Source organism: Paraburkholderia terrae, from assembly GCF_002902925.1.
Taxonomy (GTDB): domain Bacteria; phylum Pseudomonadota; class Gammaproteobacteria; order Burkholderiales; family Burkholderiaceae; genus Paraburkholderia; species Paraburkholderia terrae.
In genome coordinates this window covers 38,017-56,458 of sequence record NZ_CP026113.1, presented here as the reverse complement: position 1 = coordinate 56,458, position 18,442 = coordinate 38,017, and the positions used below count along the sequence as shown (strand labels likewise).

General features: G+C 61.8%; 18 protein-coding genes. 7 read left to right on the top strand and 11 right to left on the bottom strand.

Going from position 1 to position 18,442, the window contains the following annotated elements; translation table 11 throughout:
• Positions 1 to 5: 5 nt before the first annotated feature.
• The 5 genes from C2L65_RS30025 to C2L65_RS30005 form a co-directional block, all read right to left on the bottom strand.
• On the bottom strand, positions 6 to 1,325 hold the full coding sequence (locus C2L65_RS30025; protein ID WP_042309597.1) for an MFS transporter: 1,320 nt from the start codon (positions 1,323 to 1,325) through the stop codon (positions 6 to 8).
• Between the two features lie 477 nt (positions 1,326 to 1,802).
• Positions 1,803 to 2,789, bottom strand: coding sequence for an NAD(P)H-dependent flavin oxidoreductase (locus tag C2L65_RS30020; RefSeq protein WP_042309563.1), 987 nt, complete (start codon positions 2,787 to 2,789; stop codon positions 1,803 to 1,805).
• A 3-nt stretch (positions 2,790 to 2,792) separates the two neighbouring features.
• Positions 2,793 to 3,380, bottom strand: a complete 588-nt coding sequence (locus tag C2L65_RS30015; protein ID WP_042309600.1) for a cytochrome b — start codon at positions 3,378 to 3,380, stop codon at positions 2,793 to 2,795.
• A gap of 44 nt (positions 3,381 to 3,424) precedes the next feature.
• A complete protein-coding gene (locus tag C2L65_RS30010; protein ID WP_042309565.1) occupies positions 3,425 to 5,098 on the bottom strand; it encodes a cation acetate symporter in 1,674 nt (557 codons plus the stop codon).
• Positions 5,095 to 5,409 carry a DUF485 domain-containing protein gene (locus C2L65_RS30005; protein ID WP_007584137.1) on the bottom strand — a complete coding sequence of 105 codons (315 nt, stop codon included), beginning with the start codon at positions 5,407 to 5,409 and terminating at the stop codon, positions 5,095 to 5,097. The genes C2L65_RS30010 and C2L65_RS30005 overlap by 4 nt, the downstream gene beginning before the upstream one ends.
• Before the next feature lie 264 nt (positions 5,410 to 5,673).
• Between C2L65_RS30005 and C2L65_RS30000 the strand changes: the two genes are divergently transcribed.
• The 3 genes from C2L65_RS30000 (at position 5,674) to C2L65_RS29990 (ending at position 8,849) form a co-directional block, all read left to right on the top strand.
• Entirely contained in the window at positions 5,674 to 6,684 is a 1,011-nt protein-coding gene (locus C2L65_RS30000; protein ID WP_042309602.1) for a TIGR03571 family LLM class oxidoreductase, read from the top strand.
• Positions 6,685 to 7,834: 1,150 nt separating this feature from the next.
• Positions 7,835 to 8,545 carry an SDR family NAD(P)-dependent oxidoreductase gene (locus tag C2L65_RS29995; RefSeq protein WP_042309567.1) on the top strand — a complete coding sequence of 237 codons (711 nt, stop codon included), beginning with the start codon at positions 7,835 to 7,837 and terminating at the stop codon, positions 8,543 to 8,545.
• Positions 8,546 to 8,612: 67 nt separating this feature from the next.
• On the top strand, positions 8,613 to 8,849 hold the full coding sequence (locus C2L65_RS29990) for a tautomerase family protein (RefSeq protein ID WP_007580254.1): 237 nt from the start codon (positions 8,613 to 8,615) through the stop codon (positions 8,847 to 8,849).
• A 1,139-nt stretch (positions 8,850 to 9,988) separates the two neighbouring features.
• On the opposite strand, the gene C2L65_RS29980 is transcribed toward C2L65_RS29990, so the two are convergent.
• From C2L65_RS29980 to C2L65_RS29970, 3 genes are all read right to left on the bottom strand, one after another.
• Complete coding sequence (locus tag C2L65_RS29980; RefSeq protein WP_042310621.1) at positions 9,989 to 10,651, bottom strand: MOSC domain-containing protein; 663 nt, start codon at positions 10,649 to 10,651, stop codon at positions 9,989 to 9,991.
• Between the two features lie 27 nt (positions 10,652 to 10,678).
• Entirely contained in the window at positions 10,679 to 11,779 is a 1,101-nt protein-coding gene (locus C2L65_RS29975) for an NAD(P)H-dependent flavin oxidoreductase (RefSeq protein ID WP_042310619.1), read from the bottom strand.
• 235 nt (positions 11,780 to 12,014) lie between these two features.
• Positions 12,015 to 12,764 carry a creatininase family protein gene (locus C2L65_RS29970; protein WP_007580257.1) on the bottom strand — a complete coding sequence of 250 codons (750 nt, stop codon included), beginning with the start codon at positions 12,762 to 12,764 and terminating at the stop codon, positions 12,015 to 12,017.
• A 405-nt stretch (positions 12,765 to 13,169) separates the two neighbouring features.
• Between C2L65_RS29970 and C2L65_RS29965 the strand changes: the two genes are divergently transcribed.
• The 4 genes from C2L65_RS29965 (at position 13,170) to C2L65_RS29950 (ending at position 16,899) form a co-directional block, all read left to right on the top strand.
• The gene (locus C2L65_RS29965; protein ID WP_042310616.1) at positions 13,170 to 14,510 is read left to right on the top strand and encodes an acetamidase/formamidase family protein; all 1,341 of its coding nucleotides are present in this window, start codon (positions 13,170 to 13,172) and stop codon (positions 14,508 to 14,510) included.
• Positions 14,511 to 14,616: 106 nt separating this feature from the next.
• Positions 14,617 to 15,528, top strand: a complete 912-nt coding sequence (locus C2L65_RS29960; RefSeq protein ID WP_042310614.1) for a LysR family transcriptional regulator — start codon at positions 14,617 to 14,619, stop codon at positions 15,526 to 15,528.
• Between the two features lie 34 nt (positions 15,529 to 15,562).
• Positions 15,563 to 16,480, top strand: a complete 918-nt coding sequence (locus C2L65_RS29955) for a LysR family transcriptional regulator (RefSeq protein ID WP_042310612.1) — start codon at positions 15,563 to 15,565, stop codon at positions 16,478 to 16,480.
• Positions 16,481 to 16,563: 83 nt separating this feature from the next.
• Positions 16,564 to 16,899, top strand: coding sequence for a hypothetical protein (locus C2L65_RS29950; RefSeq protein ID WP_233446672.1), 336 nt, complete (start codon positions 16,564 to 16,566; stop codon positions 16,897 to 16,899).
• A 13-nt stretch (positions 16,900 to 16,912) separates the two neighbouring features.
• Here the strand turns inward: C2L65_RS29950 and C2L65_RS29945 are convergent, their stop codons facing one another.
• From C2L65_RS29945 to C2L65_RS45700, 3 genes are all read right to left on the bottom strand, one after another.
• Positions 16,913 to 17,335 (bottom strand): BspC domain-containing protein, encoded by a 423-nt coding sequence (locus C2L65_RS29945; protein ID WP_042310611.1) that lies wholly within the window; start codon positions 17,333 to 17,335, stop codon positions 16,913 to 16,915.
• Between the two features lie 129 nt (positions 17,336 to 17,464).
• Positions 17,465 to 17,887 carry a rubredoxin gene (locus tag C2L65_RS47175; protein ID WP_081921150.1) on the bottom strand — a complete coding sequence of 141 codons (423 nt, stop codon included), beginning with the start codon at positions 17,885 to 17,887 and terminating at the stop codon, positions 17,465 to 17,467.
• A 260-nt stretch (positions 17,888 to 18,147) separates the two neighbouring features.
• Positions 18,148 to 18,333, bottom strand: a complete 186-nt coding sequence (locus tag C2L65_RS45700) for a hypothetical protein (protein WP_156132340.1) — start codon at positions 18,331 to 18,333, stop codon at positions 18,148 to 18,150.
• Positions 18,334 to 18,442 lie beyond the last annotated feature (109 nt).

The window sequence follows — 18,442 nt, the reverse complement described above, 5'->3', positions numbered from 1 at the left end:
TCTCGTCACGCCTGCGCTCGAATGGCTTCGACGTGTGCGGGCTTATCCTCGATCGGCTTGCGTACGAACAGCACATAGCTCATCGCGCCGACGAACGCGATGCCTGCCGCGGTTAGCAGCGCGGGCACGAAGGACCAGTTCTGCGCGATGTAGCCGGTCAGGATCGGGGCAAGCGCGCCGCCCAGGAAGCCGCCGAAATTCTGGATCGCGCCGAGCGAGCCGACGCGGTTGGGTGGCGCGGCGGCCGTCGCGAGCGCCCAGGAACTGGCTGAAGCGGCGTTAGCCAGGAAAATCACCACCGAGATGCATGCGATCGCAATCGTATTGCTCTCGACGAGCGCCGCCGGAATCGTGAACGCGACCATGCCGAGCATCGCGATCACCACAGCGTTGCGGCGACTGCCAACGGGATTCGTGCTGCGGCTCGTCATGAGATCCGAGAACCACCCGGCCGTGAGCGAGCCAAGAAAGCCGCAGAAGAATGGAATCGATGCCGCAACGCCCGTATGCATCAGGCTCATGTGGCGTTCCATCGTCAGGTAGCCCGGCAGCCACGTCAGGTACACCCAGTTGAGGTAGACCGAGCCGAAAAAGCCGATCAGCATGCCCCACGTGGTGCCGTGCGAAAACAGCGAACGCCACTCCGCGAAGGTGACCGACGGCGCGGGCTTGTGCTCCGCCTCGTCACCTTCGAGATAGCGGCGCTCTTCTTCCGTCATCGTGGCCTTCGCGGGATCGCGATACACGGCAAGCCATACGACCGCCACCACCAGGCCAACGACGCCCGTCACGATGAACGCCCAGCGCCAGTGGAAATTCACGACGAGGATTGACAGGCAGAGCGGCGCGAGTGCCGTGCCGAGCGGGGACGCCGAGTTGAAGATGCCCGTCGGCTTGCCGCGGGCGCGCAGCGGAAACCAGTTGCTGACGACGCGCGCCGCCGACGGAAACTGCGGCGCCTCGCCAATGCCGAGCACGATCCGCGCAAGGATGAACCAGCCGAAGGTCGAAACAAAGCCGCCGGCGGCCTGCGCGAGCGACCAGACGATCAGGCCGATGCCGAGCAGCTTGCGCGGCCCGACGCGATCGACGAGACCGCCCACCGGCAACTGAAATAGCGCATAGCTCCACGAGAACGCGGAGAGCAGCAGCCCCATCTCACCCAGTGACAGGCCGAGATCATGCCGGATCAGCGGATTGGCGACGGCGAGCGTGCCACGGTCCAGATAGTTGACGATGCCGCTGACCATCAACAGCGTGAGCGCCACGATCTGGGCCCGGCGAATTTTCGGTGGGGCCTGCTCGTGGCCAGGGGTTGCGCTCATGATCGTTGTCTCCGCTTCATGTGTCCGATTGAGTTGCGTCGAGCCGCGCCGATACGCTGTCGGGCAGCCTTGGAATTGCGCGTCCATTTCGGCGCGTGCGGGATAGAGGTCTGCGCGCCACGGCGCATTGCGCTGAGCGCTCGATCCGGTTTCCCACTTTATGTTAGCGCTTACATTTTGACGGGCCGTTTAGAGTTTGAGCCCATTAATTCGCTAGTGATGCGCTGCAAATATCGTGTTAGCGCTTACATTTTGGGTCGTACCGGGAGGGATTGCAAGCGCCGGAAGGGTTTTAGCGGGTTAACACCGACCACACAATCGGCCAGGCGCCCGCATTCAGAGTTGTGCGGTTCGTATCCGCACGTTCAAGTAACAGTCCTGTGCGATGGGCGAGCGGCAACCATTGGTCGAAATCAGCGCCTCCCGCCCCGCATACGACGAGCCGACCTCAAGGGCCGCCCGTCGAATCACCCCACCCTACGCATAGCGCAACCGAACCCCCTCGAACTGTTCAACCGCATCCCCCTCGCCCTCGTCAGCAAGCCCCATCACAAGCTCCTCCACGCGCGCCGCCGCCGACACCACACGGTCGATCTTCCCAACACCCTGCCCCGCATACAACGACAGCTTTTGCGCCATTCTCGGTTTGTCGATCACCCGCGCACCGCCGCCGATATGCCGCAACAAATTCCACTTGTCGCGATTCGGAATGACCCGGTGCGGCGTGCCGTACCTCCAGCCGAACGAATAGCCGGTACGGTATTCGGTGTCATCGACCGTCGCATCCACGATCTTTTGCTTGTAAAGCGGATGCGCATTCGACTCGTCACACGCAACGAACGCCGTGCCGCACAGCACGCCGCCCGCGCCCATGTTCATCACAGTGCGAACATCGTCGCGATTCGTGATCCCGCCTGCCGCGAGCACAGGACGCCCGTCCGCCACGGAGATAAGCGAAGGCAGTAGCGAAAGCAGTCCAATCGTGCCGCGGTTCAGATGCCCGCCACTCTCGCTGCCTTGCGCAGTGATGATGTCGGCGCCTTGCGCGATAGCCTTGCGCGCGAGCTCAACGGAACCGACCTGGACCATGACCACCATTCCCGCGTCTTTGGCGCGCGAGATCATGTGCGGATAGTTCTCCGCATAGAACAACGAGAGCATCCTGGGCTTTTCCTGCAACACGACCTGAAACTGCGCCTCGAATACATCCGGGCCGCCAAACGAAGGAACGAGATTCACGCCGAACGGCTTGTTAGTCAGTTCTTTCGTTTCGCGAATCCATCGCCGCAACGCGAGCGGCGGCAGACGCAATCCGCCCACCGTTCCCATCCCGCCCGCATTGGCGACGGCCGCAACGAGCTTCGGACCGGAGATCGCCGCCATGCCGGCGAGGAAGATCGGATATCTGACGCCGCAAAGCTTCGTGACGGCGTTTCCACCAAACTCAAAACCTGTTGTGCTCATGATTCAAAGCTCCACGCGTTTGCCAAGCATGCGTTTCAACGCATCGTTCTTCAACACGAAATGATTCTTGCAGGCACCGAAGATATGTAGCGCCAAGCCAAGCACGAACGGCGTTGCGCCAATCTTGAAGAGAACATCGAAGACCTGCGCGGCCTGCGCGTTTGGATGCATCGGCGACGGAATGGTCCATCCGCCGGGCAATTCGACAAGCTGGCCAGCCGCTGATTTCGCGAGCCACGCGGCGACAGGCAGCAGCACCATCGCCAGCGCCAGTGCAGTCGCAACCGACCGGCTCACGATCACCTCGACAGGATTCGGCGTGCCGAGCGGCAGCGGATGCCACGACGTCACGCGCGCCCAGAACCGATAGGCCGAGATCGGAAACAGGATCGTGCCGAGCAGGTTCAGAACCTTCGCTAACTCGACATTGGGCGACGCAACAAGCGCAATCTCGATTCCAATGATCGCGAGCACCAGCGCCGCGACGATCCAGTGCAGCGCGATCGTGACAGGCGAAAATCCCAGACCGGTATCGCGCCATTGAAAGTGTGCATGCGTGCCGTGCATTTGAGCATCGTGTGTGGATGACATAGGCGAGTTCGACATTTTTGTTCCCTATCGATTGCAGCAGTTCTCTAGTGACTGGCGGCGCGCGACGAACCGATGCCCGTCTGTGCGCGAACGAATTGCTCGTCGAATTGCTCGCGTTCGTTCGCCGCTCGCGCGCCCTGATCGGTGACCGATCCGATCCATGTGAAGAAGAACGCGATCGTCATCGAAATGATTGCGGGGTAGTCGTACGGGAAGATCGGCGTCGCGTGTCCGAGCACCTTGACCCATACGGCGGGAGACAGCACGACCAGACCCACTGCACTGACGAGCCCCGCAATACCGCCCATCAGAGCGCCGCGCGTCGTCAAGCCTTTCCAGTAGATCGCGAGCGTGAGGATCGGAAAATTGACCGACGCGGCCACGCTGAATGTCAGCGCCACGAGGAACGCGACGTTCTGATCCTTGAACACGATGCCGAGCAGGATTGCCACGCACGCGATCGCAATCGATGCGATTCTCGACACGCGCTTTTCCTTCGCGTGATCGGCGCGATTGCGCTTGATCACCATCGCGTACAGGTCGTGCGAGATAGCCGATGTACCTGCCATCGTGAGTCCCGCCACGACGGCGAGGATCGTTGCAAAGGCGACGGCGGACAGGAAGCCCAGCACGAGGTCTCCGCCCATCGCCTTCGCCAGATGCATGACGGGCATGTTGCCGCCGCCGATCAGCTTGCCGCCGATCACGCCGCCCTCGTAGAACGACGGATTGCGGCCCACGATCACAATCGCGGCTGTGCCGAGCACCATGACGATCAGGAAGAAGTACCCGATAAACCCCGTCGCGACGAACACGGACTTGCGCGCCGCCTTTGCATCGGGCACCGTGAAGAAGCGCATCAGGATATGCGGCAAGCCTGACGTGCCGAACACCAGTCCCACCGACAGCGACAGCATCGCAAACGGATCGGCGACGAGTTTGCTCGGCAGCATGATGCCGGCGCCGCTCTTATGTGTGGCGATTGCTTGCGCGAACATGTCGTCGATCGAAAAGCCGAACTTGCTCAACGCGAGAACTGCGAGCAGCGTCGCGCCGAACAGCATGAGCACGGCCTTGATGATCTGCACCCAGGTTGTCGCGACCATGCCGCCGAAGGTCACATACACCGCCATCAGCGCGCCGACCACGACGACGGCATAGTTGTATTGAAGCCCGAATAGCAACTGGATCAGCTGACCCGCGCCCACCATCTGCACGACGAGATAGAAGCACACCACCGTCAGCGAGCCGAATGCCATCAGCGTGCGTATTCTCTGCTGGTCGAGTCTGAACGATGCGATGTCGGCGATCGTGACCTGCCCGAGATTCCTGATGCGCTCGGCGAACAGAAACATCAGCAACGGCCACGCGACGAAGAAGCTCACCGCGTAGAGCATGCCGTCGTAGCCGTTGAAGAAGATCATGCTCGTGACGCCGAGCAGCGCGGCCGCCGACATATAGTCGCCCGCCAGCGCGAGGCCGTTCTGAAAACCGGAAATGCCGCCGCCCGCGTTGTAGAAGTCCTTCATCGACTTCGTCTTCGACGCGGCCCAAAACGTGATGCCGAGCGTCGCAACGACGAACGCGAGGAACATGACGATGGCCGTCGTGTTGAGCGGCTGCTTCTGTACTTTTTCGAGCACCTCCGCTGCGGCCATTGCGTCACAGGCGATGACAGCGGCCAGCACGCCGCCGATGAGCTTGACGCATCGTTTCATTGCGCGTCTCCCGCCAGGACCTGAGCGGTCAACTCGTCGAACTCGCCGTTTGCGCGGCGAATATAGATGCCCGTCAGTATCCATGTGCCGACGATCAGCGCGACGCCCAACGGCCAGCTGATCGTCATGACACTGCCGGGAAACAGCTTCAACGCGAGCACTTTCGGCGCGAAGCCTGCTATCAGCACGAAAGCGTAGTAAGGCAGCAAGGTGCCGAGCGTGAGCAATATGACGAGCCTGCGCCTACGCGCGACGAGTCGTACGAACGCCGGCGACAACCGGACGTTGTGAAGTGCAGTCGTTTGGACCACGATGTCTCCTGTATTTCGTTTCGAAGTAGGCGCATTTCGGGGGCTACCCGACACGCTCTTCTGTTTTCCTCAACGATAGGAGCGGCGATCGATCAAGTAAAATGATGATTGATGATGCATACCATCATCGTGAGTGAAACGAAGTTTTTCACGCGCTTCCCTGCTGTCCATCTCTATTGACGCCGTGTATCAAGTGTTGTTAGCGGCGCTGTGTTTTTCCCGTCGACGCATGTCCGTAAGCTGACGTCACTGGAGGAAAACATCATGGACATGCCAATCGCTTTTCCCGAAACGCAAGTCGAGCGCGCTCCGTTCCCTTTGCAAGGTCATCGCGGTTACGACCGCGTCTTCCGGCGCGACGCGCTCACTGTCGGGCTGATCCTGCCGCTCGAAACGCACGCCGCGTCGCCTCATCCGTCGATGGCCGACCATCTGCAGATGGCGCAACGTGCCGAGCAGGCCGGCGTCGCCGCGTTATGGGCGCGCGATATCCCGTTCTATGACCCGCAATACGGCGATTCCGGTCAGATCTTCGAGCCGCTGATCTATATCGGGCATCTCGCCACCGCGACTGAGCGGATCACGCTCGGCACGACAGGCATCGTGCTGCCGATGCGCGAGCCGCTCATGCTCGCGAAGCAGGTCAATTCGCTCGACAGGCTGACGGGCGGGCGCATCGTGATAGGGATGTCGTCGGGTGATCGGCCTTCTGAATATCCCGTGTTTGGTATCGACTTCGAGAGTCGCGGGGAGCGTTTCCGCGATGCGTATGGGGTTTATCGCAGCGTGAGCGAGCAGAACTTTCCGCGCTTCGAATCGGAGCGTTTTGGACGAGGAGATGGCTCGCTGACCATGCTGCCGAAGCCTGTGTTCGGGAGAGTGCCGACTATCGCGGTCGGGCGCTCGCAGCAGACGCTTGGTTGGATCGCGGGCAATATGGACGGGTATCTTGGATTCGTGCCGGAACCTGCGCGGTTGCAATCATTCGCCGATGAGTGGAGAGAAACGAATCGTCAGACGAACCCCGATGGCGACGCGAAGCCGCTCGCGTTTGGTGGGTTTTTGTACTTGCATCCGCGGCGAGATTATCCGTTCAAGCGGATTGGTGGCGGTTTTGCGATTGGTAGTCGCGCGTTGCGTGATTATCTTGATCTGGCGCGGGAGCAGGGGGTGTCGCATGTCGCGTTGAACCCTCGTGTGACGCCGCGGGATTATCGGCAGATACTTGATGAGTTGCATGAGGACGTGCTTGCGGAGTTTTCGCCTAACGAGTAGTGCGGGTTGCTGGCCCTGGTTCGATGGGGTGATCGTTCGCGTGTGACGCCGTGTTCGGGTTGCCCCGGCGCGGCTTTTTTGGCGTGGGCGTCGCGCTTTTTTGACTGCCGTCGGCATGTTTGGTCATGCGTGAAATGGTTTGTTTCATCTGGTGCGCAGTACCACAGGCAGTGTGGGTGGATTTCTTTCGCCTGCTTCGCTGGCGGTCCGCGGGGGAGGCTTCGCGGTGCGGACGGTTTGGTTTTATGGGGTTTTCGCTGGCATCCGCGATGCGTTAGCGTGCTTCACGCGTCGCCCCTGTGCGGGGCGGCACCTACTTTTCTTTGCCGCCGCAAAGAAAAGTAGGCAAAAGAAAGCGGCTCACACCGCCAGTTCTTGTGTTTGCCTGAGGGCCCCCAACGGGTCTTATGCTTCACACGGCAACTGCTCTGTTGGCGCTCGTTGCCAACGCTTCGAATGAGCGCCTCACCCGCTTCGAATACCCGTACATGGGCTCACGGCAGCGAATGGTATGTGCCGCCCAGGTGGCAAACTGTGTGTAGGTTGTCGCGTCGTTTAGCCTGGCGCTCTTGCATGGTGGAACGCGTGCGCAATCGGGTCCGAAGTGGGGCGTGTGTGGCACTACGGCCTACACACAGTTTGCCACCTGGGCGGCCGTGGAATATCTGGCACAGCATGGTGCAGCGCAGGTGCGTGAAGCGGGTGAGGCGTAGCGCAAGAGCGTTGGCAACGAACATGGGTCACGTGATTGCCGTGTGAGGCGTAAGAACCTTTGGGGGCCCTCAGGCAGAAACTAGAACTGGCGGTGTGAGCCGCTTTCTTTTGCCTACTTTTCTTTGCGGCGGCAAAGAAAAGTAGGTGCCGCCCCGCACAGGGGCGACGCCTGAAGCACGCTAACAAAACGCGGATGCCAGCGCAAAGACCAAACCACCAAACGGCAAACGCCTGAAGCACGAAGGCAAAGCGCGGATGCCAGCGCAAACACAAGCAAACCACCCAGCGTCGCAGACAAAAAAACCCCACTTATTCCTCCCAATCACAACAGTTTGTCCAACCCGGGTGTTCGCAACAACGCCGAGGAAGCCTAGATTTACGACCTAACGGCACTGTCAATTCCGACAGAAAGCCGAACAACTCTTCGAGGTCCATCATGAGCAATTCGCAAAAAGTCGCAATCGTCACAGGTGCATCGCAAGGCATTGGCGCCGAGATCGTCAAGGGCTTCCGTGAGCACGGTTATCGCGTGGTCGCTGTCGCGCGTTCGATCAAGCCGTCGGACGATCCGAACGTCGTGGCGATCGCCGGCGACATCGGCGACCGCGCAGTCGCGCAACGCGCCGTTTCGGAAGCGATTGCACGCTTCGGCCGCATCGACACGCTGATCAACAACGCAGGCATTTTCATCGCCAAGCCGTTCACGCATTACACGGCCGAAGATTACGCCGCCGTGCTGAATGTGAATGTGAACGGCTTCTTCCACATCACGCAGCTCGCCATCGCCGAGATGGAAAAGAACAAGAGCGGCCACGTCCTGCAGATCTCGACGAGCCTCGTCGATCACGCAATCTCGGGCGTGCCGTCGGTTCTCGCGTCGCTGACCAAGGGCGGCCTGAACGCCGCAACGAAGTCGCTCGCCATCGAATACGCGAAGACGGGTATCCGCGCGAACGCTGTTTCTCCCGGCATCATCAAGTCGCCGATGCACGCGCCGGAAACCCACGAAGCACTCGGCTCGCTGCACCCCGTCGGCCACATGGGCGAGATGAGCGACATCGTCAATGCAGTGCTGTATCTCGATTCTGCATCGTTCGTCACGGGCGAGATCTTGCACGTCGACGGCGGCCAGAGCGCAGGTCACTAAGCACGCCACGAAGCACGGCGAGGCGCCGGCGACGGCGCCTGTTCCACACGACATTACGGAGATTCTGATGCCTATCGTGACTATTCAGGTTACGCGCGAGGGAAATACGCCCGGCACGAGCGCAGTGACGCCGGAAGAGAAGGCGCAACTCATCAAGGGAACGAGCGAGTTGCTGCTGAAGGTGCTGAACAAGCCGCTGGAAGCCACCTTCGTCGTTATTCAGGAAGTCGAGAAGGAAAACTGGGGATGGGGTGGGTTGCCGGTTGATGAGTATCGTCGGCTGAAAGCCGAGAAGAAGGACTGAGTGCGGGGGCCGCTTGGGCGCCTTGGCGGCGCGGGCGGTTTGGTTTGGTTTGATTTGTTTGTGTTTGCGCTGGCATCCGGTTTGAGCCTTCGCGGCGCGGGTGTTGCCGGGCGGTGTTTTGGCCTTTGCGCTGGCATCCGCGTTTTGCCTTCGCGGGGCGGGCGTTGCCGGTTGGGGTGTTTGCCTTTGCGCTGGCATCCGCGTGATGCCTTCGCGGTGCGGGCGTTGCCGGTTGGTGTGTTTGCCTTTGCGCTCGCATCCGCGTGATACCTTCGCGGTGCGGGCGATGCCGGTTGGTGTGTTTGCCTTTGCGCTCGCATCCGCGATTTGTTAGCGTGCTTCACGCGTCGCCCCTGTGCGGGGCGGCACCTACTTTTCTTTGCCGCCGCAAAGAAAAGTAGGCAAAAGAAAGCGGCTAACCCCGCCAGTGCTAGTTCTTGCCTGAGGGCCCCCACACGGTCTTACGCTTCACACGGCAGCCTTTCTGCTTGCGCGCGTTGCCAACGCGCTGAATGAGCGCCTCACCCGATTCGAATACCCGTACCCGGGCCAGCGGCAGCGAATGGTATGCGCCGCCCAGGTGGCAAACTGTGTGTAGGTTGTCGCGTCGTATAGCTCGGCGCTCTTACAGGGTGGGACGCGTGTACTAATGGTTCGAAGTGAGGCGTGTGGAGCACTTGGACCTACACACAGTTTGCCACCTGGGCGGCGGTGGACGATCTGGCAACGCATGCAGTAATGCGGGCGCGTGAAGCGGGTGAGGCGCTCATTTAGAGCGTTGGCAACGAACATGGGGCACGTGATTGCCGTGTGAAGCGTAAGAACCTTTGGGGGCCCTCACGCAGGAACAAGGGCTGGCGGTGTTAGCCGCTTTCTTTTGCCTACTTTTCTTTGCGGCGGCAAAGAAAAGTAGGTGCCGCCCCGCACAGGGGCGACGCGTGAAGCACGCTAACAAATCGCGGATGCCAGCAAAAAAGCCAAAACACCAAACGGCGACGCTTGAAGCACGTAGGCATCACGCGGATGCCAGCGCAAACGCTAGAACAACCAAACCGGCCGCGCCACGAAGGCAAATCGCGGATGCCAGCGCAAAGGCCCAAACACCAACCGGCAACGCCCGCGCCTCGAAGGCTCAACCCTCATGGCTCCCGCCGAGCCTTCCCCCGCCGCCACTCAAGAATATTGCTCACCGACTCCTCCCTACGCCCCGGCACAACTTCAATCCGCGCACCCGCCTGAATAAACCCCGTCTGCAAGACGCTCAGATACACACCGGCAAATCCACTCAGATACATATGCTTAACAGCTTTCCTGTACCCCATCGCGGCATTGAGCTTGAAACAGGGACTACGCGGCGCTTCCACCCGTAACCTGACCTGATCGATCACAAGCGTATCGCCCACCCAAAGATCCGACTCCAGCAAGCCCTGCGTCGTCAGATTCTCGCCGAGCATGCCGAATGCCAATGGCTCGCCCGCATCGGGCAGATCGGCCTCGATGCGCCGTTGCCGCCACCACGCATAGTGTTCGAACGGATAGAGATAAACGGCCTTGTCGAGGCCCCCGTGAACGCTGAGGTCCGCCTGCTCGTCGCCCACCAGCCCAAGCTTCTTCACCTCGACCACCGCGCCTTCGCTCGCGCTGCTCACCGAACGCTTGCGGATCGCCGACTCGACGCTCAGACCTTCGGACGCGAGTCCCACGTCGAGCGGCTGGCACACGCCGATGTTGATCGAAAGCAGCCTCGCGCCGCTTAGCCGCGCGGTGCTGCCGGTTTCTGCATGCGTTATCGGTTCATCCATCGGGTGGCCGTTTCTTATCTCTATGGGTCAGCGCGCGAACTGCTGCAATCGACGGATCGCTTCGTCGAGTTCCGCATCGAGCCGCGCGACAAGTTCCGCAGCAGGCAGCGACCGCGCCAGCGCCGCTGCCTGGCCAGCCCATTGCGCGCCGAAGCCGAACTCGCCCTGCGCTTTCGCGGCGGCGTGCAGCGCCTTGCCTGCATCGTAGGTGACGGGGTAATCCGGCGTCGCAGGACGATCGGCGGCCCGGCCCAGTTCCGTGAACCGGTTGACCATGCTGCGAGCCTGACGGCCCGAAATCGCCGACGTCATCGTCGTGTGAAGCGCGGCATCGCCGAGAATCGCGCGGCGGTAGCCGTCGTCGATCGACGTCTCCGGGCACGGCACGAACGCCGTTCCGAGTTGCGCGGCCTGCGCGCCGAGCGCAAGCACCGCGGCAATGCCGGCGCCGTCCATGATGCCGCCCGACGCGATAACGGGCAGATCGAATTTCTCCACGAGAAGACGGGTGAGCGCGAACGTGCCGAGGCCTTCATCGAAGGCTTGCGGGTCGAACATGCCGCGATGGCCGCCCGCTTCGACACCCTGCGCAACGATCGCATCGACGCCCGCATCGACCACCTGCTGCGCTTCGTCGAGATTCGTCGCCGACGCCAGCAGCGTGATGCCCGCGTCCTTCAGCGCCTTGATGACTTCTTTCGACGGCAGGCCGAAATGGAAGCTGACGATGGCCGGCTTTTCCTCGACGAACACGTCGAGCATCGCCTTGTCCTCGACAAAGCTCGTGTAGATTTCGGCGAGCTTTTCAGGCGTGCTTGCGCCGTACTTCGCGAACTGCGGCGCGAGCCACGTCAGCCATTCCTGTTCGACTTTCGCATTGGCCGTGGCAGGCTCGTGGCAAAAGACGTTGATGTTGAACGGCGCGCTCGTCAACGCGCGCGTGTCGCGGATCGTCTTGCGCGCCGCGTCGGCTTTCATCGCGCCCACGCCGAGCGAGCCGAGGCCGCCCGCATTGGATACGGCGGCCGCTAGCGCAGGCGTGCTGACGCCCGCCATCGGCGCCTGAATGATTGGCTTACTGATGCCCAACAAACTCAACAGCGGCTTGCCTTCGGAACGAGTGCTCATGTCATGTCCTCATGAAAACGATTAGCGCATGCACGCGGCCCGCAACCGGAAATTCGCCCGACGACCCAAAGCCGCCTGGCTCCCATTGCAAACGCTCTCGCCATGCTATCTATACCTCAGATCATCTTTTTCAGCGGACGATGGGTCAACCATTAAGCGGGCAATTCAGTCTTGAGTGCTGGGAACAGGTGAAAGGCGCGGCGAAACTCCGCGCCCATCCCACGCATCAGCCGCATCAGCCGGGAAGCGGCTCGTTGGCGAACGCGTTCAGTTCGCGCACGAGGCTCGACGCCGCCAGCCGCACCAGTTCACCACCCTTTTCCGGCGATGCCTGAGCCGGGTCCGAGCCCATGCGGCCATCCGGATAGCGCGCGCGGAAATCCAGCGCTTCGCGAATCGGGCCGGACGGCGCGATTTTCGGCGAGTAGTCGGCGGATTTGATCGCGTCCGGGAAGGCCCACTGCGTGATCGCAATCTCGGACGGCGTAGCGTGAACGCCGTGGCCTTCGGGGAACTGCTCGCGCGCGAGTTCGCCTACGCCTTCCAGATCCCACCAGTTAGCCAGCTTCATCGCGAAACCTGCGTGACGCTTCGCGAAGCTCGCTTCGACATAGACCTCGGAAAACGCCGCCTCGATCGATGCAATGTTGCCGCCGTGCCCGTTCAGAAACAGGATCTTCTCGAAGCCATGCGCCGCCAGCGAGCGAATCCAGTCGCCAATGGCAGCGATGAACGTGGACGGCCGCAGCGAAATCGTGCCCGGAAAGCCGAGGTGATGCTGCGCCATGCCGATGTTGAACGTCGGCGCGACGAGGATATCAGCGGACTTTTGCGCTTCACGCGCGATGATCTCCGGGCACAGCCAGTCGGTGCCGAGCAGGCCCGTCGGGCCATGCTGCTCGTTCGAACCGATGGGAACGACGATCGCGCGGCTTCGCTTCAGGTATTGCTCGATCTCGGCCCAAGTCGAAAGATGTAAAAGCATTGAAACTCCTGTTTTTTCTGCCTCGCGCCGCACGCGGCGTGGCGCGTTGATCGTGGGGAAATCCGGGGTTCGCTGCCGCAGGCGCGGGCGGCGAACCCTGATCCGCACAAGCGTACAGGCAAATCGGCGCCCTCACCAACAGCAACCAGGTCCACGAATCGTTGTCCGCAAGGCAACGACACTTCGTGAGCCAACTATTGTCCAGCAGGCACCAATCCAGAAGATCGCGATTCCACACGGGAAAAATGCCGCGTGCATGCGCGATGGCGTGGCGTACTCGCCGAATAAATCGCATACGATTTTATCGTACTGGATTGACATGAGGAAAACTCCGCGTATGATCCGACTCGCACGCTTTAATCGCATGCGATCTATATCGCGCCCCACTTTCAGCAGGAGACAAAATTGACGACCACGACTGCCCACTCCGACACAAAGACCGGCAACACATCAGTCAGCCAGCTTCGCGTCGAATCCTATACCAACGGCATTCTCGGCCCGAGCCAGCCGATGCTCGGACCGCTCGCCGACGGCGGCACGCTGATCGCCGGCACGCCGCCCGGCTGCTGGGGCCCGATGATCACGCCCGCGTTCCAGGGCGGTCATGAAGTCACGCAGCCCGTTGCCATCGAAGGCGCGGAGGTCGGCGACGCCGTCGCGCTGAAAATCCAGCGTATGCGCGTGACGTCGCATGCCACGTCGTCCGGCGTGATGCAATTCGTCGAAGGGCGCTATCACGGCGATCCGTTCGTCGCCAAGTTCTGTTCGTCGTGCGGCACCGAGCACCCGGCCAGCCACGTCGAAGGCATCGGCCCCGAGGCGATTCGCTGCGACCATTGCGGCGCGGAAGTCAGCGCGTTCCAGTTCAAACACGGCTACGTCATCGTGCTCGACCAGGAAAATGGCGTGAGCCTCACGGTGAACCAGGAAGTCGGCGACCGGCTCGCGGGCAAGGCATCGGCAATGTCCGCGCTGCCCGAACTGGCCGCGCAGCATTCGATCCTGTCGCTGGCGCGCGCCGACATGCCCGGCCTCGCCGCGCACATGCGGCCGTTCCTCGGCAACATCGGCACGACGCCGTCGCGCGATCTGCCCGACTCGCACAACTGCGCGGACTTCGGACAATATCTGGTCGGCGCGCCGCACCGCTTCAACATGACGACGGAAGAGCTGCACAGCGCGAAGACCGATGGGCACATGGACACGAACTCGGTGCGCGAAGGCTGCATCGTAATTTGCCCCGTGAAGGTGCCGGGCGCAGGCGTCTATCTCGGCGACATGCACGCGCAACAGGGCAACGGCGAGATCGCCGGGCACGCAACGGATGTATCGGGTGAAACAGAACTCAGCGTCGAGGTCATCAAGAACCTGACGATCGAAGGACCGATCCTGCTGCAGAACCTCGACGACCTGCCGCCGATGGCGCGCCCGATGAGCGCCGACCAGCGCAAGAAGGTCGCCGAACTCGGCGCGCGCTGGGGCCAACATCACATCGAAGAAAATGGGCCCGTGACGTTCATCGGCAGCGGCGTCAACCTTAACGTTGCGACCGAAAACGGTCTGCGCCGCGCCGCCGCCGTCACCGGTCTGAGCTACGAGGAAGTGCTAAATCGCGCGACGATCGCCGGCTCGATCGAGATCAGCCGCTTGCCCGGCACGGTGCGCGTGACCATCCTCTGCCCGCTGGAAATTCTCGATCGGATCGGCATTGGGCATCTCGTCCGCGAGAAGTATCAGTTGGCTTGAGACCTGCTATCCTCTTCGGACACGCGGCGCGGCACCCTGCGCCGCTTCGCGTTGGGCGTCTTGACGACGCCCAACGCGAACGACATCCGCCGATCACGGAAAGGACATGCAGCGTCAATTCGAAGACCTACTTCTTGGCAGCATCGAACTGTTCTGTTTCGCCGCCGAACTGGAAAGCTTCACGTTAGCGGCGACAGCTGCAAGCGTGACGCCCGCGGCCGTGAGCCGGTCGGTTGCGCGCCTGGAGGAACGGCTCGGCGTGCGGCTTTTCGTGCGCACAACACGGCAGATCAGACTCACCGACGCAGGAACCCGTTACTTCGAGCAATGCCGTCAGGCGCTCGCCCAACTCGCCGATGCCGAGCGCGAAGCGACGGGACAGCAGAGCACGCCGTCGGGCGTGCTGCGCATCAGCATGCCGACGCCGTACAGCCACTATCGCGTGCTGCCGCTGCTCGCGGAATTTCGCAAGCTCTATCCCGACGTCACGGTCGAAACGCACCTGAGCAACCGCAACATCGATTTCGCCGACGAAGGCTTCGACCTCGCCATCCGGGGCCGCGCGCCGGATGACTCCGGGCTGATCGCGCGCAAGCTCGAAGACGCCGAACTCGTGGTCGTCGCTTCGCCCGCCTACCTGAAGTCGGCGGCGAAGCTGGAGACACCCGACGACCTTATTCACCACGAATGCATCCAGTTCGCGCTGCCGAGCACAGGGCGCAACATTCCGTGGCTGTTCCAACATGAAGGCGAAGAGAGCGAATTGATGACGCGCGGCGGAAACAGTACGTCGGGTGACGTACTCGCAGGCGCCACGCTCGCGCGACACGACGCGGGGCTTTTCCAGACCTATCGGTTCGTCGTCGAAAGAGACCTGAAGGATGGCACGTTGCGCGAAGTGCTCACGCCGTTCGGCGGCCGCACAAGGCCGTTCGTGCTGCTGTATCCGCATGCGCGGCATCTGTCGTCGCGCGTGCGCGCCTTCGTCGACTTCCTCGTCGACAAGCTCAGAGCCTGAAACGCTCACTTCGAATCTTCTCTCTTCCTCACTCATGCTGCCGAATGTCGATTCGATTGTCGCCCGTCTGCGGCTCAAGCAACTGCGTCTGCTGATCGCACTCGACGAGCACGGCTCGCTACATCGCGCCGCCGATCAAATGGCGCTCACGCAACCGGGCGCGACCAAGGCGCTGCGTGAGATCGAAGCGACCTTCGGCGCGACGCTCTTCACGCGTTCGCAACAAGGCATCCAGCCTAACGAACTGGGGCGCTGCGTGATCCGTTATGCACGGCTGATTCATATGGACGTCGCGCATCTGCGCGAAGAGATGGAAGGCATCCTGCAAGGCTCGGGCGGCCGGCTCGCGGTCGGCGCGATCACGGGCGCCGTGTCGGGCGTGCTGGTGGACGCGTTGACGCGGCTGCGCGAGCGGCAGCCTACTTTGACCGTGGAAGTCGTCGAAGACACCAGCGCGCGGCTGCTGGCGCTGCTCGATCAGGGACGGCTCGACCTCGCGATCTGCCGCACGACGGTCGCGCAGCAGCCCGATCACTACGACTATGTCGAACTGAGCGACGAGCCGCTGGCGATCGTCGCGAGCCCGATGCATCGACTGGCGAAGGCGCGCAAAGTGAAGCTCGCCGATCTCGCGAAGAGCCGCTGGATCGTCTATCCGAGCATCATGCCGCTGCGCGGCCTGTTCGAGCGCGAATTCAAGGAAGCGGGCCTATCGGTGCCGTCTCACCCCATCGAAACCGCATCGACGATCACCACCGTGCTGATGTTGCAGCGCGACCCGACACTGGTTTCGCTGATGCCGCGCGATATGGCGGCGCTGCTTGCCGATCACGGCCTGGCCCGGCTGCTGGCGATCGAAGTGCGCTCGCGCACCGAGCCATACGGCATCGTGACGCGGCGCGGCTCCGTGCTTTCGCCTGCCGCGCGGTTGATGATCGACGAACTGACGTAGCGCGCGCCGGCGGGGCCGCCTTGCGTTGCCGTCGTTGCGTGACTAATATCAGTTCATGGCGCGAACTCACGCATCGTGCGCGAATGACACGCCGAGATCAGACCGGCAGCCCGTCGCAGATGAAATCGTACGTCGTACTGCTCGCAGTATGGATGGCCGCGTTCGGCACAGCCGGGGTCTATTCGGCTTACGCGGACGGCCCGGTCATCATCGCGCTCGCCAATCCGTCTTCCGACTTCGACTCACCCGCGTTCGAACCTGATCATCACGACCGGCACCGCTCGGGCACGCCGTCGCCCGCCATCATCCACGGTCCGTCGTATCTTTCCGCGTTGCGCGAGTACGATGTGCGTTCGCTGACGCGCAGGTTCTCATATGGCTCGCCATCGGATTTCAAGCTGAACAACCACGGCGATTGAGCCGCACGCCTCGTCAGCGGACAACGGGCGTTTGCCCGTCGACCTGCTGCAACGACACACCGACGACATGCTCATGCCAGACGCCGCACTGCGCGATCACGGGCATCCACGACTGCCGGTTACGAACGCGTGCGAACGCGCGCATCGACACGGTCGATTCGACCTGCTGCGAACCATTGTTGCCGGAAAAGAGGCCGCCGTCTTCGTTGACTTTAGCCTTCAGCACGCGACGGTCGGGTGCGAGGAACATGTCATAACGTGACGTAGTCCGAATCCAGCGGTCGAGCTCGGCGATGCAGTTGATGACAGTGGGACGGACGTGCAGACGCGTGAGATATGCGTAGTCGTCGGGCACGTCGGTCTGGGATTGCGAGAATGCGCTCGTGCAGAACCAGACGAGACTGAAGACGCCCAATAGGGCAGTAATGCTTTTCATTAGGAAGCGGTGCCCGGAAGTGCAGATGTGTTGCAAACGTTCAAGGCGCGAGAGTATACCCGCTTCGCCGGATGGCTATCGTTTGCGTCGTCTGTGGGCTTTGCGCAGCGCTTCGCCAACGCGGCGCGATCAGAATTCGACGAGCGCGAAATCTTCCTTGCCGACATCGCACAGCGGACAGCGCCAGTCTTCCGGCACGTCGGCCCATCGCGTGCCGCGCGCGATGCCTTCTTCCGGCAAGCCAGCTGCTTCGTCATAGACCCAGCCGCAGATCACGCAGACCCACTGCTTGAAGTCGTCGGCGGATGTCTGTGTCTGCGTCGCGGCATTCGACCCCGCTGGCTCCGTAACGCCCGCGCTTTCGTCCTTGTCGAGCGAGACGACGAGCGGCGCAGGCCGCTCGGCTGCCTGCGTGTCGAGATAGCGTTGCAGCGCCTGATGAAGCTCGACGGCTTCGTTGTGGTTCAGATCGATCCAGAACGGATCGCCCGCGCCATCGTTGAGGCGATCGGGTGAAAACTGGAGTTCGACGGCAGTGGCTTTCGTGTACATGTTAAGTGATAGCTGGACGAGCGCATGCAGCCGCTCGCCGCGCAGCGGCCGTAACGGCCGCCGCGCTCAGAAAAAGTGACGCAGCAGCGCGCTGCACAGCGCGGCAGCGATACCGACCAGACCGAGGGTTTCGAGAAGCGTCAGCGAACGGCGAGCGTTGGCACGATTAGGTGTCGACATGGGCTTAAACGGAAAAATTGACGGATGGACCGAAGCGTTGCATCCGGTCCGAAAAAAACGTGAGCCCGGATTTTAAACGCTCATTCGCCCGGTAGCTTTCTTTTCGCTGTCGGCTTGCGCGGATCGAGGTGTTGCATGCGGGAAGATTGACTTGCGTTGCGAGCCTGAATTATCGCTCGCGCGAAGGCCGTCATTAACTCTTCGTGGTTGATAGAGTCTTTCGCCGTCGGCGGGTTATTGGTGTCGGCGATGGACTCGATGTTCACGCTCACTGCCCGATGGCGAGCGCCTACCACGCGCTGCGGGCACCTACATGGCCCCACAGCGCGCGGTGCAAATCGACGGTCGATCCGCGACAGATGCAGGAGAGGCGCA